At 46.6% G+C, this 19140-nt stretch carries 11 protein-coding genes; 3 read left to right on the plus strand and 8 right to left on the minus strand.

Features of this window, described 5'->3' with window-relative positions:
• The first annotated feature begins 338 nt into the window (after nt 1-338).
• Together LMH68_RS16460 and LMH68_RS16465 are read left to right on the plus strand one after the other, a co-directional pair.
• Nucleotides 339-2708 (plus strand): M4 family metallopeptidase, encoded by a 2370-nt coding sequence (locus LMH68_RS16460; RefSeq protein WP_229647604.1) that lies wholly within the window; start codon nt 339-341, stop codon nt 2706-2708.
• Between the two features lie 143 nt (nt 2709-2851).
• A complete protein-coding gene (locus LMH68_RS16465; protein ID WP_229647603.1) occupies nt 2852-4408 on the plus strand; it encodes a M28 family metallopeptidase in 1557 nt (518 codons plus the stop codon).
• A 143-nt stretch (nt 4409-4551) separates the two neighbouring features.
• On the opposite strand, the gene lhgO is transcribed toward LMH68_RS16465, so the two are convergent.
• The 4 genes from lhgO to LMH68_RS16485 all read right to left on the minus strand — a co-directional run bounded on the left by lhgO (nt 4552) and on the right by LMH68_RS16485 (nt 10826).
• Entirely contained in the window at nt 4552-5766 is a 1215-nt protein-coding gene (lhgO, locus tag LMH68_RS16470) for an L-2-hydroxyglutarate oxidase (RefSeq protein ID WP_229647602.1), read from the minus strand.
• A gap of 26 nt (nt 5767-5792) precedes the next feature.
• Nucleotides 5793-7970, minus strand: coding sequence for a TRAP transporter permease (locus tag LMH68_RS16475; protein ID WP_229647601.1), 2178 nt, complete (start codon nt 7968-7970; stop codon nt 5793-5795).
• 184 nt (nt 7971-8154) lie between these two features.
• Entirely contained in the window at nt 8155-9168 is a 1014-nt protein-coding gene (locus LMH68_RS16480; protein WP_017061064.1) for a TAXI family TRAP transporter solute-binding subunit, read from the minus strand.
• Nucleotides 9169-9485: 317 nt separating this feature from the next.
• Nucleotides 9486-10826, minus strand: a complete 1341-nt coding sequence (locus tag LMH68_RS16485) for a sigma-54-dependent transcriptional regulator (RefSeq protein WP_229647600.1) — start codon at nt 10824-10826, stop codon at nt 9486-9488.
• 230 nt (nt 10827-11056) lie between these two features.
• On the opposite strand from LMH68_RS16485, the gene LMH68_RS16490 reads away from it, so the two are divergent.
• Complete coding sequence (locus LMH68_RS16490; RefSeq protein ID WP_017065171.1) at nt 11057-13120, plus strand: sensor histidine kinase; 2064 nt, start codon at nt 11057-11059, stop codon at nt 13118-13120.
• A 120-nt stretch (nt 13121-13240) separates the two neighbouring features.
• Here the strand turns inward: LMH68_RS16490 and LMH68_RS16495 are convergent, their stop codons facing one another.
• The 4 genes from LMH68_RS16495 to LMH68_RS16510 all read right to left on the minus strand — a co-directional run bounded on the left by LMH68_RS16495 (nt 13241) and on the right by LMH68_RS16510 (nt 19023).
• Nucleotides 13241-15691, minus strand: a complete 2451-nt coding sequence (locus LMH68_RS16495; protein WP_229647599.1) for a family 20 glycosylhydrolase — start codon at nt 15689-15691, stop codon at nt 13241-13243.
• A 127-nt stretch (nt 15692-15818) separates the two neighbouring features.
• Nucleotides 15819-16448, minus strand: a complete 630-nt coding sequence (locus tag LMH68_RS16500; protein WP_017070148.1) for a bifunctional 4-hydroxy-2-oxoglutarate aldolase/2-dehydro-3-deoxy-phosphogluconate aldolase — start codon at nt 16446-16448, stop codon at nt 15819-15821.
• Between the two features lie 20 nt (nt 16449-16468).
• The gene (locus LMH68_RS16505; protein WP_017065168.1) at nt 16469-17416 is read right to left on the minus strand and encodes a sugar kinase; all 948 of its coding nucleotides are present in this window, start codon (nt 17414-17416) and stop codon (nt 16469-16471) included.
• Between the two features lie 92 nt (nt 17417-17508).
• Nucleotides 17509-19023: a sodium:solute symporter family protein gene (locus tag LMH68_RS16510; protein ID WP_048660497.1), complete on the minus strand. Its 1515-nt coding sequence runs from the start codon at nt 19021-19023 to the stop codon at nt 17509-17511.
• Nucleotides 19024-19140 lie beyond the last annotated feature (117 nt).

The raw sequence follows: 19140 nt of genomic DNA on the forward strand, positions 1-19140 counted from the left end.
ATTCGCTAAATGGCCTTCTGTTTAAAGTGACACTTTCAAATCGTTGATCCTTCTATCAACCCAGAATCCGTTAATTGAGGCACAGATCAATTTACTCGAAAATCTTAATTTCCAAGAGAAATAAACACTTAATAAAAGTGTCACGATTTTATAAATAAACATATAGGTGCGTTCAAAAATAAACAGAAATGATAACTATCTGTAAATACGAGAAATATAAGTTTCATGAATAAAAGAGATCATTGCCATGCTACTAATTAATCAGATCGAATGATGTAAATTCGCTGTGATTAATTTGTTACGTTTTCTTGGATTTTACATGGAAAGAGAAAACAACAATGAAAATAAGAAAACGTTTAGTTGCCGTTGCTATAGCCAGTGCTATGTCTTTGTCAGTGCATGCAAGTGAATCCGTTCAAATCGATCAACCGATCAACTTTACTAGCTTCTCTGGGTTAAACGCTCAGTTAGGAGTCAGTAACGCCTCTAGCTTCAAGATGGTGAAAGAAGTAAACCTGAAAAAGCGTGGTATCTATAAAGTTAAGATCCAGCAGAACATCTGGGGAACACCGGTATGGGGACATTACCTAAATGCCACCCAAAGTGTCCAAGGTGGCGCACTTAAGTCCGTTCAAGGTCGCTACCTTAAAACAACGACCTTAGAGCGATCTTTTGTTAAGCCATCAATCAACAGCGCTCAAGCGGTTGAACTCGCAAGTAAAGATCTAAAGACTCAAGGCTTAACCAGCAAATCTCTAGACAACGTTCAACATCAGCTATTTATCTATCAAGGCTCTGTGAAGCAAGGCATCGGACAGCAAAGCGTAGATAAAACACGACTAGTGTACGTTGTCTCTTACCTAGTAGAAGGCAGTGAACAGCCGACTCGACCGTTCACCATGCTAGACGCGCACACAGGCGAAGTCATCGACCGCTGGGAAGGTATTGCCCATGCTCAGATCGGTACTGGCCCTGGCGGCAACGAAAAAACCGGCATGTACGAATACGGCACCGACTACCACTACCTTGATGTGGCAGAAAATGGCACAGAGTGTGTGATGGAGTCTGAAAATGTCGTTACCGTTGACCTAAATGGTGCGACAGACGGCGACACCACTTACAGCTATGAATGTCCTCGTAACGAATATAAAGCCGTGAACGGCGCATTCTCACCACTCAACGATGCCCATTACTTTGGCAACATCGTGTTCGATATGTATAAAAACTGGTTCGACACAGCGCCACTCTCCTTCAAGCTCATGATGCGTGTTCACTACGGTGAAAACTACGAGAATGCATTTTGGGACGGCAGAGCCATGACCTTTGGTGATGGGGAGAGCTTCTTTTACCCGCTTGTTAGCCTAGATGTATCAGCCCATGAAGTGAGCCACGGTTTCACTGAGCAAAACTCAGGTTTGATCTACGCAAACCAATCGGGCGGTATGAACGAAGCCTTCTCTGACATGGCCGGTGAAGCCGCAGAATACTATATGAAAGGCACCAACGACTGGATGGTCGGCCGTAATATCTTTAAAGGCGACGGAGCTCTACGTTACATGGACGATCCATCACGAGATGGTTCTTCAATCAATAATGCATCCGAGTACTACGATGGCTTGAATGTGCACTACAGTTCGGGCGTGTTCAACAAGGCCTTCTACCACCTTGCAACCACGCAAGGCTGGGATACTAAAAAAGCGTTCGAGCTTTTCGTGCTATCCAACCAAATCTACTGGTCAGAAAACAGTGACTTCTGGCAGGGTGCTTGTGGCGTGAAAAACTCGGCAACAGACCTTGGCTACAATGCCGATGACGTTGTTTCTGCGTTCGGTCTTGTGGGTGTTACCCCATGTGCAGAGCCACCACTGCCACCAGAACCGGAATATCAACGCCTTGAAAATGGTGTTGAAGCCGCAGTTGCTGGTGAAACAGGTTCGAAAACTTACTTTGATATCGAAGTACCATCAGGCCAAGAGAAACTGACGATTGATCTTGCTGTGTCTACGGGTGACCCAGATATTTATGTCGGCCTAGATTATGCGCCAAGCTCTCAGGAGAATATCTGTAAGAGCGAAACCGTGACCGATGAAGTGTGTGTGATTGAAAACCCAACCGCAGGTCGTTACACGGTTAACGTTCTAGGTTACTCAGATTACGCAGGTGCAAATCTGAAAGCGTCGTACGAATCAGGCAGCGCTAACGTGCCGCCCGTCTCTTCTTTCGAACACACGATTGTCGGTAAAGAAGTCGAGCTACGCAGCACAAGTTCAGACAGCGATGGTCAAATCGTTTCTTACCAATGGAACCTTGGCGATGGCAACACACAAACCGGTGAAGTGGCTCGTTATACCTACGCTGAAGCTGGCGACTACGTGGTGACTCTGACCGTGACTGACGATGCAGGCGTTGCAACATCAACAAGCAAGTCGATCACGATTGAAGGTGACTCTGCGGAAGGCTTCCCACTAAAACTGAAGTTTGGTAACAAAAATCCGAACGGTAAGGCGCGCGTTAAGCTGGCATGGGATTACGACACCAATGACTACTTTGTGATTAAGCGTAATGGCAAAAATGTTGGCGCTACAGACTTCAACTCATACGTCGACAAGTTCCGTCACAACGGCACAGTAGATGTTGAGTACCAAGTATGTACCTCAAGCGATATCTGTTCAGAAACCAAGCATTACCGTTTCATTAAAACACAATAATCGATAGTAAATTCAGGGCTCCGAAAGGGGCCCTTTTCGCGGTTAACTGTTCAGAAAATGAAACATCTACACAAAAACATCCACGTATTACACAAAAATCACCCCCATCAACATAACAATACTCACCATAAAAAGGACTACAAATGGCTATTCAAAAAAGCATGCTAGCTTTGGCTGTACTCGGAGGTTCTTTAGCCTTAATCAACAGTACTTCGGCTTACGCATCCCTAGGCATCACACCACCAGCGAACGAAGAAGTTTGGATCACCACCGATGCTGACGCACAGCATATAATGACTCAGCATGGCGCAACGGTTTATCCAAGCGTGACCGGAAACAAGCATTCCATCGTCGCGAAAATCAACCAGAAAGAGCTGGCGAAACTATCTAGCCACATGCACGAAGAAACCCACCGTTGTGGTGGCTACATGGTGCACGAAGACAAAGCAAGCGCACTCAAAGCGGCAGCTATGCCACTGACCATGAGCAACTTCGAAAAGCCAGTTATCAGCCATCAAGATACGGTGAACGACCTACTCGCTCAGGTCGAGCCGAACAACATGGTCACGACCATCGAAAATCTAACCAACTTCACCAACCGTTTTTATACTACTTCTACTGGTGTTGCTGCTTCGGATTGGCTTTTAGAGCGTTGGGAAACAGAAATTAAAGACGTGCCGTATGCGTCTGCACGCCAAATCACACATGCTGAATATCCGCAAAAATCTGTTGAAGTGACACTGCTTGGCGCGAAATATCCTGCAGAGATCGTCGTGGTTGGCGGACACCTTGATTCAACGGTTGGTTCTTGGACAAGCGAAGGCACCATCTCACCAGGAGCCGATGATGATGCGTCAGGCATTGCAACGGTAACAGAGTCGCTTCGCCTGATGATCGCCAGTGGTATTCAGCCAGACAAGACCATTAAATTTTATGGTTATGCAGCCGAAGAAGTGGGATTGAGAGGCTCACAAGATGTCGCCAACGCTTTAAAAGATGAGCAAGCCAACGTTGTATCGGTATTGCAATTAGACATGACCAACTACAACGGTTCAGCGCACGATATCACCTTCATCACGGACTACACCGACAGCAACCTCACCGCCTATTTAAGCGAGCTGATCGACACTTACGCGAGCGACATCAGTTACGGTTTCGATGATTGTGGCTATGCCTGTTCTGACCACGCCTCTTGGCACAATGTTGGCTACCCAGCTGCCATGCCATTCGAAAGCATGTTCAATGATTACAACCCAAGTATTCACACTGAGCACGACACGCTTGAGAACTCCGATCCTACGGCGACACACGCGACCAAGTTCGCCAAACTAGCCATTGCTTACCTTGTCGAAACCAGCCTTGATTCACCCGTTGCAGGCCCTAAAGAGCTGCAAAATGGCTTGCCTGTTAAAGGACTTACTGCAGGATATGGTGAAGAGCAGTTCTTCACATTTACGACTCAAAGTGCAGGTCAGTTAACGGTAACATTAACCGGCCCTCGAAGTGGCGATGCCGACTTATATGTGAAACACAACGGCACCGTATCGAAAGCGAACTACGACTGCCGCCCATACCAGAACAGCAGCAACGAACAGTGTGTATTGAACAAGCCAGCGGGTGAATTCAGCATCATGGTGCGCGGTTACCGTAACTTTAGTGATGTCACCATCGTCGCTAACTTCGTTCCTGATTGGCTTTAAGGTTGGTTAATTGACTAACAATTAAACCTAGCAAACACGGCTAAAACTAAAAATCCGCAAGCCCACGATCATAAATAGATTGGAGCTTGCGGATTTTTTATTGTCTTCGGAGAGCATCTCAACTTAATAACCTTTAGTTATCATCAAGCCGTCTTTTTCATTACCTTGCCACAGATGTACTCACCAATCGGCATTGCAGAGGTCGCAGCCGGTGATGGCGCGTTACATACATGTAAGCTTCTTGGGCTTTCGGCAAACAGGAAATCATGGACCAAGGTGCCATCCTTCAGTACCGCTTGAGCACGAATCCCAGCAGGATAAGGCTTAAAATCATCAACCGTAATACTCGGGCAGTATTTGTTCACTAGCTTTAGATATCCCGGTTTCCACCACGAGTTCTTAAACTCGACCAAACCCGTTTTCAAGTGATTCGCAGTCACTTTCCAAAAACCCACAAAGCTCAGCATCTGCCAAGTGTCCTTGAAGCTAAAGTTAAGCTTGCCATAACCTTCTCGCTTCCAGCCTTGAACTGCATTTGGCCCTACTGTTACGGAGCCATCAATCATGCGTGTTAAATGCACGCCCAAGAAAGGCAGTTCTGGGTCAGGGATCGGATAGATAAGATGATTCACCACTTGGTTGTGCTTAGCGTCTAACTGATAATACTCACCGCGATAAGGCACGATTTGGAAGTCGGTTTCGATGTCTAACATCTTGGTCATTCTATCGGCCATCAAGCCAGAACACGTGATCAAGAATCGACTGTTCAGTTGAAGAGTCTGACCATCTACTTTGCACGTTAACTGCACTTCATCTTCTTGCTCATCGGCCATGATCACTTCCGTACCAAGGCTAAGCTTACCACCCGCCTCAACAAACTCTTGAGCCATCACTTCGGTGACTTTTTTGTAGTCGACGATACTGGTGGTTTTGACATAAATCGCACCCAAACCCGTGATATTTGGCTCGGCAAGTTTGAGCTGAGCTTGATCCAACAAATCAACATCAATATCGTTATCGTGGCAACGCTGATAGAGCGCATTCATTCGCTCCACTTCTTGCTCATTGGTCGCGACCAACAACTTACCGCAGTTTTCGACGGGGATATCGTGTTGGCTACAAAAGGCGATGGTGCGCTCTACGCCGCGTTTACAAAAATCCGCCTTTAAACTGCCCGGAACGTAGTAAACACCAGCATGAATCACCCCGCTATTATGGCCAGTTTGGTGCTGCGCGAAACCACGTTCCTTCTCGACTAAAAGGATACTTTTATCAGGGTGAGCTTGCTGTAATTGCCAAGCCGTCGACACGCCAACAATGCCGCCACCAACGATAATATAGTCGTATATTGAGTTCATAATATTCCTACATTCAATCCTTTTAATTATAGGGAAGACGCGACAGTGTTAGACCCGGTTTGAGGTAACTTTTTTTCCTCACTTTCTGATTCCATTTTCACTTGATTAGCATCGTATTTACGACCGCTGTAGATAAAGATGCCAACAAAAATGGCAACACATACCAAACGGATCACGACTGAAACATCAGGCCATACTAGAGCTATACCTACCGCAACCAACGCTACTCGAGTAATAATATTAACTTCGCTCTCTAGATAACCTTCAATCGCCGCGATAAACGCGTAAGTACCAATAACAGCAAAGCCACCCGTGACTAACACGGAGATCACATCCCAACTTACCAAGTTAGTGTAGGCAATCAACAATGGTACTAAATACAAGCCTTTGGCTATCTTCCATGCCATTAATCCCGTTCTCATCGGGGGTGTTTTAGCAATGGTTGCAGCCGCAAATGCAGTTAAACAAACAGGCGGAGTCACGTTGCTGTCTTGCGATAGCCAGAAAATGATCAAGTGGGCAGAAAGCAGTGCAAGGCTGATCGCTTCTAAGCCAAGGCTCTGTTCAAGCAGAGTTTCCACAAAATCAGCAGGGACTAACGCAATCATCTCTTTGGCTGTTTCAAGTGCCATTGGCGCGTTCAGCAAATCAAGCTTATCTGGCGCAGCCAACATGAAGATAGCTTTCGCCTGTTCCGGTAACTGTCCCGAAACCAACAGGTCGAGCAACTGACTTTCAGCAATCAGTTTATACAAAGCTGGTGCAGACAGAGTACCCAACACGATATAAGCCGCGGTTACTGGTAAGCCCATGCCCAGAATCAAAGACGCCAGTGCAATTAAGGCGATCATCACCAGTAACTCGCCATTCGCCCAGCTGTTGATCATCAAAGAGAAGGTGTTACCAATTCCCGTAGTGCTAATGACATTAACAACTAGACCAATACCCACTAGCAACACAGCCGTGGTCGCCATGTTTTTTGCGCCTTGAGAAAGCGCTTCGATGATCGCCTTTGGACCCATTTTGTGATTTTTAGAGAACCATGAAGCCACCACGACAGACAGAATCGAGATGCCCGCAGCGTAAGTCGGCGTAAAGCCCTTCACCAACAGAGTCACTAACACCGCTAATGGGATCAGGTTGTGCCAACCCGACAGCAATACTTTCAATAGAGGCTCACAGCCAGAAGTCACCTTTTGCACACCACTGCGTTTTGCTTCGATGCGCACGAAGAATGCCACAGACAAAAAGTAGATAAGCGCAGGAACGAAGGAAACCGCAATAATATCGACATAAGGAATTTGCGTGTAAGAGGCCATGATGAACGCGCCCGCACCCATCACAGGTGGCATCAGCTGCCCGCCAGTAGATGCAGCCGCTTCAACACCTGCCGCGAAGCGCGAAGGGAAACCTGCCTTTTGCATCAAGGGAATACTGATCACGCCCGTCGATACTGTGTTTGCTACGCTCGACCCGGAGACTGAGCCCATCAAGCCGGAGCCAATAACGGCAATGAAACCAGGGCCACCAATCACTTTGCCCGCCGCGGCACGGGATACATCAATAATGTAGTCGCCGACACCAGATCGAACTAAAAATGCGCCAAATAAGATGAACATGAACACGAAGGTCCAACTGATTCTTGAGATCGAACCAAACATCCCTTCTGATGAATAAAAGCTTCGATAAAGTAACGTCTCAAGGCTTAAACCCGGAAAATGAAAAATACCGCTGGTCCATTGTCCCCAAAGCACTACATAGCTTAAACACACTAAGATAAGCACTGGAATGAACCAGCCCATAGTGCGTCTAATCAGCTCGATGACGATGGCAATCGCCAAGATAGAGAAAAACCAATCACTGGCGATAAATTTTACGCCTCGGTCATAAAGGGCGTCTTCTGCGAAGGGGATATAGATAAGACAAGCCAGAGCCGCCAAGGCAATTCCGATGTCGACAGCCAGCGCTATCTTGCTATTTTTCAGCGAGATATGAGCGGGATACCAGAGTGCACAAATGATCGCAAAGCCAGCGAAGTGGGTCGCCGAGATCCAAAGCTCAGGCAAGGTAGATAAGGTGTTAAACCAAATGTGTAACAACGAGAGGAGCACTCCCATTGTCGTTATTGCTTTGCCCACCCACGGAAAATCCGTTCGGGTCGGCAGTTCAAATTTTTTCAGTTCCTGCTGCAGCGAATCGCTCATAGAAAACTCCTGCTCTCCGCAGCAAACACGAAGAGAAAATCCATAAAGTGAGGAGGTGCACGAACACATTCTTGAGCGAACGTGCACCAAGCAATTAAGTCACGAAGGGGTTAGTTGATGACAAACAGCTAGTTCGCGACAAATCATTAGCTCACGAACCAATAGTTACCTGACAAAAGATAAGCTAGTTAACGATCAACTCAGAAGGGATCTCGATGCCCATCTCTCGATAATAACGTGCAGCGCCTGGGTGAAGAGGAACAGGCAGACCTGCGATCCCTTTCTCAAGTGCCATTGCTTTGGTTGCTTTATGGATACCTTGTAGGAAAGGTAGGTTTTCATAGATAGCTTTGGTCAGTTGATACACATCGTCTTCAGAAATGTCTTCGCGAACTGCTAGGAAGTTAGGTTGGGCAATCGTAGTAATTGGTTTGTCGACACCTGGATAAGTGTTTGCTGGGATCTCGTACTTGGTCCAGATATTGTAATCGCCATTCGCTTGTTTGATCTGCGCATCGGTAAACGACAGGATTTGAATATCTTCACCCAAGGCAGCAAAGGCTTGTGTTACCGCACCAACAGGCACACCAGCAGGCGTATTCATGCCATCAATCGTGCCGTTTTGTAGTGCACTAGCACTGCCACCGTAACCCATAAAGGCGAGTTTAAATTGTTCTGGGTTAACCGATAGGCCCTGCATGATCTGGCGTCCTGAATTCTCAGTGCCTGAGTTCTTCTTACCGATAGAGAATTTCTTACCGTTTAGGTTCTCTAGATCGCTTACCGTACCTGTTTTTGCTAGATCTGAACGCACAATAAAGTGTTCTACATTTTGCCATAACATGGAAACTGAACGCAGTTGAGTTTGTCTGCCAGATTTCTCATATGGCCCCAAACCCTGCCAAGCCCAAGCACCATACAAACCTTGTAGAATTGCGAACTGAGCTTCGTTCTCGTTCAACAACTTTACGTTCTCACCCGAGCCCGCAGAGCTGATAGCCGCTAAAGAAAAATGCTGCTTAGGCGCAAGCTTAACTTTACTCAATGTCGCTAAGGCCACACCCACTGGATAATAGGTACCACCCGTTGAAGCCGTCGCTAAAATATAGCTGCGATCTTCTTCAGCTGACGCATTACTGATAAGGCCAAGAGAAGCCATTGCTAGCGCTAAAGTTTTAACCAGCTTGTTGTATTTCATTGTTACTCTCCATGTAGGGTTATTCACGTTATATTTTTGTTAACAACAATAGATAGCAAGCGTAATGCCAGTTTTTAACTATTTGTTTTAATTTATTTTTATTTTAAAGCCTATTCAAAATAAGCCGTTTTTTGCTTATTCCCCTGTTATTAAGTAAGCCATTTTTGGCTTATCGGCTACCGGAATTAACACCTGTAGATCGGGAAGCAAGTCACACCATGTTGCAGTTGTGTGATCAATGTATGTAAATTGATAAATATGCAATGAGCCATTTATTGCTCATTAAAAATCAACAAGCACTGCGATGAAGCCGCTCTCTAAGGGTCAACATAGTCACTTCGATTTAACCCATAACGCACCATCTTTTGGTTCAATGTTCGACGAGGTAAATCCAAATCTTGCATCACGTCATTGATACGCCCTTTATAACGAACTAAGGCATCATGAATCACTTTCCTTTCAAAGCTCTGTACTTGAACCGCCAAAGGGATGCCCGCCGTTGTGGACTCTGTGACAGAATTGGGACGACACGCCAAAATATCCCCAACGGTCAAGCTTTCATCCAATGCAAAACGAATCGCAACATTACGCAGTTCACGCACATTGCCCGGCCACGCATACGAGAGCAGTGCATAGCGATCAGCCTCACTGGCTATACGTGTTTCGGAATTGGCTTCTTGGGTGAAGTGTTCAAACAAAAGTAAGGCATCTTCTTCACGCTCACTGAGTGGAGGCAAATGCAGCTGGGCAACATTCAAACGATAGAATAGATCTTGGCGAAAGTCGGGGTGATTCAGTAGATCGCTTTTCGAGGCAGAGACCACTCGTAGATCAACATGTTGTTGCTGATTCCCCCCCACGCGTTCGACGACATTATCTTGCAAGGTGCGCAGCACTTTTACCTGCATCGACAGCGGCATACTCTCTATTTCATCAAGGAACACTGTGCCTTTGTCGGCAAATTCCAGCTTACCAATGCGTCGTTTGGCCGCACCAGTAAACGCTCCGGCTTCGTGTCCAAACAGCTCGCTTTCAAAGAGATTTTCTGGGATTGCGCCACAGTTGAGCGGAACAAACGGATGGGTTTTACGTTGGCTGAATTCATGTAAGCAAGAGGCGACCAGCTCTTTACCACAACCCGTTTCACCATAGATGATCACGTTGGTGTCTATGGAAGCGACTTTCTGGATTTGCTCGCGCAGTTCACACATCACTTTACTGCGACCGATCAGCACCTGTTCAATGCCCTTAAGGTTATCCAGATAGTTCTGACGACTGTTTCTGTCTTGGCCACTTTGATGTTTATCTACCGCTTCCGATACCGTTTGAGACAGACGCTCTGGGTCGAATGGCTTCTCAATGAAGTCATAGGCACCTCGCTGTAAGGCTTTCACCGCCATATCGACATCACCATGCCCAGTAATCAAAATAACAGGCACATCTGGCACAAGACCTTTGAAACGCCCTAGCAGATCAACACCATCAATATCAGGTAAACGAACATCGGTGATAATGGTTTGAAAATCACCCTGCTCTACGGCGTTTAACGCATCTTGTCCTACTTCAAATGCGGTGACATCGAAGCCCGCCAGCTGCAACCATTGGCTGGTTGCTTGACGCACAATCGCGTCATCTTCAATTAAAGCAATACGCTGCATAGTTTGGTTCCGCCACTCTACATCTGATTAATATCGTCCACGGTATGTAAAAAAACCTCAGACGAAAAGGAGCTAGCTCCCACTTTGAATAACACTCCTTTAACAGTTTAATAATGTTTGTTAGCTTCGATTTGTCTCATTCTCCATTCGCTTAAAAAGCAAACATAAAACCTTGTCAAACCACTAGCTCAAAGAGGCAAGCCACTAATTTTAAAGGGATTTGATCAGAAATGATGAATAACAATCGATATTGGTTATTCCTGTGTACCTGTTTATTGATTGGTTTGGTGCAGGTCACCACCAAGAATGGCATCAGCCAGTGGAAGCTTGAACAAGCCCAACGCTATGCCGAACAGCGCTTCCTTGGCTACATTGCCGAAGCAAGGCGAACCCTTAAGCGTTTCTATTATCTGCCCTACCTAGTAACCAATGATGAAACCAGTGTGCGCTTCATTGATGGTGAAGCCCGCCTAGAAAAACGCATTAAGAAGCAGCTGATTCAATTGGATAAAGCCGCCAACACCAAGGGCTGGTATCTGCTTTCTGGCGAAGGGGACTTGTTGGTATCGAGTGTTGAAAGAAGCAAACTGAGCAATAAGAACGCCAGTACAATTGTTTCGAAGATCCACCAACAAGGTGGTGCGATTTCAGTGGTGACAAAAAACAAAGGCGTGACACCCGATTACTTCATAGCGGCACCCGTATATCGAGCCTCTGATGTGGTTGGCATTGTCGCGGTGCAAATCGATTTGTCATTGTTAACCGATCAATGGTTTGCCGATGGTGAGGCGATACTGTTTCAGAACCCTCGCGATCAGTTCTTTCTCTCCAGTGACAACAGGTTGAGTGCCGATTGGTTCAATGACACCTTCAATTCTCAGCCCACAGCGACAAAACGTGAGCTGTATGACCAAACCCATATTCGCGTGTGGCGATTGCAAGATAAAGATTACCTAATTCAGTCCATCAAGTTAGACGATCTGAATTGGCGTTTAACCTACCTAACGCCATTAACCAGCCTCAACCAGACCACGAACTGGATCAGCTGGAGTGTGGCGGTTGGCTGTCTTTTCATTCTGTTACTGTTGGTTATTCTTTACCAAAGACGCCAGAAAAAGCTCAGCAATCTGAGAATCCAAAAGCTTATCGAAGAGTCTGAGAAACGACTGTCTGGGATGATCAATAAAACCCATGTTGGGTTAATACTGATCGATAAACACGGACGCATTCACGATATCAACCTGATGGCGAAGAACTACTTTTCACTATCTGATTCAATGATCAATAACATCAAGGCGTGGCAGTTATTTGAGGCAGGTAACCCGAATTCAACCACCTTGCAACTGCTCAAAAACTTAGAGCAGCATCAAGAGCTGGCCGAGATAACTAGCGTCGAAACCATGGCAAGACGCAGCGATGGCAGCTACTTCCCTGTTTTATTCTCTATTAGCGCCTTTCCTTGGCATGCGACGACTTACTACCTGTGTACCGTAATCGATATCAGCAAACGTAAGAAAGCCGAAATTGCGGTGCAAAACGCCAATAAAACGCTACAACTGCGGGTCGAAGAGCGAACTCAAGATCTAAAAGATGCGCAGCAAGAACTTGTCGAATCTAGCAAACTGGCTGCACTAGGGCGGATGTCGAGTGCGATTACTCATGAACTCAATCAGCCGCTTACTGGCCTAAAAACCCTACTTTCGAGTAACCAGTTGCTGATGGAAAGAGGCGAGACCAAGATGTTGAAAGCGAACATGGACTTAGTCATGAGCCTGATCGACAGAATGGCTAACATGACCAGCCAATTGAAGTCGTTCGCCTTCCAAAGACTTGAAAAGCCTTACCCAGTTTCACTGACAGACGCACTGCAAGAAACCTTGCGAATTCATCAAGCCGAACTGGAAAACGTCGATATTCGCGTGCGTGTCGCTTCCAATATTTCGATGGTAATGGGAGAAGAGGCGCGACTTCGTCAAGTGCTTGGTAACCTGCTTAGAAACGCTGTCGATGCCACGCAGAATCAGAAACCAGCAACCATTGTGATCAGCGCTCATACCGAGCAACAACGCGTGATCATCAAGGTTCAAGATAACGGTTGTGGTGTGTCTGAAGATCAACTCGAAACCATTTTCGAACCATTTCATACCAACAAAAAGATGGGCGAAGGCTTGGGGCTCGGGTTGGCTATCACAGCGAACAACGTGCGCGATATGCAAGGCACATTAATAGCGAAGAACAATTCAGACCAAGGCATGACATTTACGTTAACACTAAACAATAGCGATAGTGAGTAGTTACTTACACAGACCTTGAACTCCACATTCTATTGAAGCGCTAGAACTAAAAAACCGCCCACAGAGGGCGATTTTGATTCACTTATTGGCGTGTGACTTATTCACTAATCCGTTAACGACTTACTCAGCTAACTGCTTCAACAACAGTTCTGTTGGGCGCACAATCGCGATGATCGATTCATCGTAGATTTTCGCTGAATCAGACAGTATCGCTTGGTAGGCATTCACGTCAGCTTCTCTTACCTTCTCGCCAGCTTGCGCTTTAGCAATCAAAGTTAATGCTAAATCTGCAACTTCAACGGTTTTCTCTGCAACCACCACAGTCTCTACCGAAGACACGTTACCAGCGAAGACAGTTTCCGCCGCTAGTGCAGCTGATTTTGCTTGCTGATAATGCTCTGCAAGTTGCTCTAGCGCCTGCTGATTGCCTGTCGCCACTTCATTGACCAAGTCTTGCATCTCATACACCGCGTAGCTTTCTACTGGCAAAGCATCCACGAAGCGATTTAGGCGCTCGTATTGGCTGTACAAGGTGCCCTTAGGTTCAGTGGAGTTCCACTTTTCCCAGTTGCGAGCATAGTATTGAGCCGGCTCGGTGTATTTCGCTAGCACGCGCAGGTCGTGAATATCTTGGCCTTTGGCAATGCGCTTCAACAGCATATCAGCATCTGCGTGATGACGTAGCCCTACCGATACTTCCGACCATGTATCCATTGCTTTCATGCGCTTATACATACTGCGTTCGTCTGTCAGTTCTGCATCCGACCAGAAACGTTCTGCAATTGCATAACTGCGAGGCCATAGGTAGTTTTCGACCGTGAGGCTGCCTTTGTTTTCTAGCCACATGGTGATCTCGCCGCCTAAAATCAGCTCTTTTTCTTTGTCGGTTAGCTCCGCGGGGTAGCCTCCGTTTGGCTCAGGGATCACGCTGCCTTCTACATCGCTGCTCGCAATCACTTCGCCTGTGGTTGGCCAGCGCACGTTACCAATTAACTGATAGCTGCCTTCCGCAAACCCATTTGGATTCAAGTTCAGGTTGAATTCGGTATACGACATGAAGTTATCGAAGTGGCCGACAAAGGTTTTACCCGGCACATAATCAAGGATGTAGATCTCTTCACGAGACTTACCGTTGTAATCACTGAACGCGCGGAAAGTACCGTCTTGCGCTTCAATGATAGTCAGTGTTCCCTTACGTGGGCTGCCTTTAGAGCGAGGCTTTTGCCATTGGTAAGTCACAAACTTCTCACCACTGTGCAGCTTATCGTCAACCGTGATGCCACTTGGCATTGGATCATTGCGATAGTGGTAACTGGTTGGCTGAGGTTGGTCTAGGTAGTAACCCGTAGACAGAATACCTGGGTAGCCCTCTTTCGCCGCACGACCGATACTGTCGTGTCCTTGCCAGCTTTGAATCACGATAGAAGTTGGCAGATCTTTATGCCAAATCTCATCCCAACCCGTCATCTTCTTGCCACGCTCTTCCAGCATCTTTTCAACTTTTACGTTGAGGTAAGACTGTAAGCCGCGCTCGCCATCGATATTGTTCTCTTCGATGAACTGTTGGTGCTTTTCGCTGTTTTTCCATTGCGCATAGTTCGGCTCATCGCCACCAATGTGGAAGTACTCGTCTGGGAACAGTTCTGTCACTTCATCAAACACGTCGCCCAGCATTTCATAGAGCTCTGGGTTAAGTGGGTCCATCAATGGCTCAAATACACCCCAGCCACGTTCTTGTTCGTAGCTTTGACCTTCACCACCCGACATCAAGCGTGGGTAAGCGTGCGCCACAGCAGAAGAGTGTCCCGGCAGTGAAACTTCTGGAATAACACGAATACCAAGATTACGAGCGTATTCCACTAAGTAACGGACTTGGTCTTTGGTGTAGTAGTTACCATCAGCGGTTTCAGACCACAAACGTGGCCAAGATTCCGTTTGAATGCGGATACCTTGATCGTCCCAGAAGTGCCAATGGAACACGTTCATTTTCGCAGAAGCCATCGCATCTAGCTGACGAATCAACACATCAAATTCAATGAAGTGACGCGAGGTATCGTAAGAGACTCCACGCCAACGAAAGCGGGGCTCATCAACAATGGTTACGGCAGGAATATGGTAGCCAGTTGCTGTGGTTTCAACGAGCTGTAAAAGGGTTTCGATGCCGTGAATAGCGCCATATGGGCTTGGTGCGCTCAGCGTGATTTGCTCACCCTGAGTCGTAATTTTGTAAGACTCTACAGAGTCGATGTTCTGTACTTCAGACTTTGGCGCCGCGTCGATATCAATGATCAGGTTCGCTTCGTCTGCGCTATCAACCTGCCAGTTTAGAATCGGCACGCCAGTTTGGCGCTCTAGGCGATCGATAAAGCGTTTCGCGGTGTATTCAACGCGATCAGAGTTAAAGCCTTTGATGTAAACCTTGAAGTTACCGTCGACCTTAACTTGCCCAGCTTGCAGCTCGACTGTTTGTGGATACGGCATTAAATTTAGATCGGTATTCGGAGCCATTGCTAACGCCATTGGGGACACTACTGAACTTGAAATCAATAGAGACAATATAGTTTTTTTCATTATTAGTTTTCCTATATAACGGGCGTTCTGTTTTGTTTATCGGAGGCAATTCACAAAACAGAACCATCAACCACTGCTGTTGTTTATCTTTATTTAAAACACTTATCTTTATTCCAAACGCTTCTCGTTAGTTCACAAGAGCGACCGCTTCTCGGACTAACTCCGCGATCTCGTCCCACTGTTCGTTCTCGATCATCTTCGGAGATACCATCCAAGTACCGCCACAGCACACCACGCGATCCACAGCTAGATAGTCATTAACGTTGTGTTTGCCGATACCACCAGTAGGCATTAGCGACACATCAACGTAAGGTGCGAGTAAAGATTTCACCATGTTGATGCCGCCAGACGCTTCTGCAGGGAAGAACTTCAAGAAGTTAAGACCAAGCTCTAGCGCTTGCTCTACTTGGCTTGGGTTGTTTACGCCCGGAACGATTGGCATGCCGATCTCTTGGCAGCGTTTTACGGTGTTTGGATTCAGGCCCGGTGCTACGATGAATTCGCTGCCCGCCTCTTTCGCAAGGTCGATCTGCGCTGGCGTTAATACTGTACCAGCACCGATACACATCTCTGGGTAGGCATCACGCATCGCACGAATCGAATCCGCTGCCGCTTCGGTACGGAACGTCACTTCTGCGACTGGCAGGCCGTTTTCTACTAACACTTTTGCTAGTGGAATCGCATGTTCCACCTTGTTGATTTGAATAACAGGGATAACTTTGAACTGCTTAAGTGTGTTGATCATTTCTTGAGACATAATAAATTCGCTTTGTTTTTCTATTTTTTAATTAAGTGATTCATAGCACTTACCGGGATGATCGCGCCTGAGTATTGAATAACGGTAGAAGCCAGTTGGTGACCCAGTTCAGCTGCATCATTGGTGCTCTCACCTGTAAGACGCGCCGCCAGATAACCCGCAGCGAAGGAGTCACCTGCTGCGCAGGTGTCGACCACGTTAGAAACACGAGTCGCGGATACATAACTCTCAACAACATCGCCTTGTTCAACTTGAACAATCTTGCATGGCTCACAGCCACGTTTGATGACGATCTCTTGGCAGCCTAAGCGAAGGCAGCGTTGTTGAACGCTCTCGCCATTGCCCCAAACCAGCAGGTCGTCGTCTTCGGTAATCAGTGCAATGTCGACCAATGGTAGTAACTTGGCGTACCAATGCTGAGCTTGTTCAGTCGTCCAAAGTTGCGGGCGATAGTTGTTATCAAAAATCAGCTTGCCGCCTTGATTTGAGAACACGCTAATAGCTTTGAATAAGCGCTCACGATAGGCGTCATCTAAAATCGCGATACTGATACCGCTGATGTAAACCGCATCGACTTGTTTCTCGGTCAGGGCGATTTCAAGCTTATTCAGATCACTAGCTTGAAAGTAAGATTTGACTGCCGCGTCGTTGCGCCAGTAATGAAAGTGTCGCTCGCCTGTCTCGTCGGTTTCAACCATGTAGAGTCCAGGAAGCTTGTTCGCAATGCGTTCGACGAAATTGGTTTGAATGCCTTCTAGTTGCCAGCTATCAATCATATTTTGAGACAGCTCATCACTGCCAAGCCCTGTCGCATAGTGCACAGAGAGGTTTTGATGTTGAGTTAAGCGAGAAAGGTAAAGTGCGGTATTAAGTGTGTCACCGCCAAACTTTTTGGTTAATGGAGAGCCGCTGATTTCGACCATACATTCGCCGAAGAAAGCAATATTGAACAGAGAAGATGCCGACATAGCCGCTCCTAAAAATAGAGATAATTGACTTTAGAAAAGGCCCTACCGTTAAGCAGGGCCTGAATTAAGCAAACCAGTTGTGGAGACTAGGTTTAGCTTGTTTGATTTGCAGGACGTTGAGGTGCCGCTTCTTCTTCAAGTACGCCAGTCTCAGACATTTCCATCTCCATCAGAGCACGCTCGTCATCAAGAATCGCTTTTGCCATTTCAGGTGTTACTTGGTTAGCCGGAGTCACTAGGCTCACAACCACACCTGCCGTTAGAGCAAACAGACATGATGGGATAACTGGGTTGCCCCAGAAGGCTGTGTAGTCAGCGTTTAACATTACTACGAATGAAGCTACAGAAGCACCCGCTAGTGTTGCAAGCGCACCTTGCCAGTTGTAGCGTTTCCAGAATTTACCCAACATACCGCACACAAACATGCCCGACATAACCGTTGAAATCATCTTAGTGATGTAGCCAATGATGTCGTTTGACGTCAGTGCGAACAGTAGTGCGAAGCCAATCACCACAACCAAAGCTAGACGAGAGTAGTTCAACATTGATTCTTTGTTTGGTACGCGGCCTGTGAACATCACGTACACGTCACGCAGTAGGATAGATACACCGGCAATCGCATCTGAGCTTGCACTCGACATGGTTGCAGATAGACCTGCGATAAGAACAATCATGCCTACGCCAACTGGAAGAACCGTTGCAGCTACGTATGGGAACGAGTAGTTCGGGTTATCCAATGATGGGTCGATTGCGTGCGCAGCCATACCAATGATTGCTGGAATAATAGAGAAGAAAAGGTACAACACACCAGAAGCGACAAATGAGCGACGGATAGTTGAAACATCTTTACCAGAGTAGATACGCTGGCGGAATGAAGGTGTTGCAAGTACGCCCACACCGATAACCACAGCCAGAGAAACAGCAGGCAGAATGCCCAGTTTATCGATTGCTAAAAAGCTTGTAGCAGCAGGGTCCATCGCAGCGTAAAGGTTGTCCATGCCACCAATGTGATCAACAGACATTACCGCCATTAGGATGAAGCCAGCAAAAAGGATGATTGCTTGAATCGTATCGGTCCATACAACTGCTGTGTAACCACCGATAACAACGTAGATAGTGAAAGCTGCAGCAATAATAATTTTCGCAAGGTTAAGGTCGATGTCTGCAATCCACGCTAGGTACATGCCGCCACCTAGAATGTGCGCACCTAACCAACCGATTGACGCGATAAAGATAAGTAGGCCAACCACGTTTTTTACGATTCGGTTAGCGCCAACGTAATAAGCCAGCTCTTCACTCATGGTCATGAAGTTCAGTTTACGAACCGGAGCAAACCAAAGTGCAAGCAATAGGATGCCCACAGCACCGCCAATTCCGTACAGAGCACCTGCCCAGCCATTTGCGTAGCCGAAGCCAACCGCGCCCATACTTGAACCCGTGCCGACCATAGTCGCAACCGTTGTACCAAGTACTAAGAATAATGGCAGGCCACGGCCGCCTAATAAGAAATCTTCGCCAGATTTTTGATTACGCGAGACAAACCAGCCTAACCAAATTAGAAAACATACGTACACGCCGAAGCCTGTAAGAAAAAGTGTGCTGTTCATTTGACACCTCTCAGTGAAATATTGAGTTCATTCTTGAACTTTATTTATGATTCATTCATTTTTATATTTCATATAATTACTTTATTGATTTTATCTATTTTAATTAAAGTAATTTTT

Origin of the sequence: Vibrio sp. F13, assembly GCF_020806305.2 — a bacterium.
Taxonomy (GTDB): Bacteria; Pseudomonadota; Gammaproteobacteria; order Enterobacterales; family Vibrionaceae; genus Vibrio; species Vibrio crassostreae_C.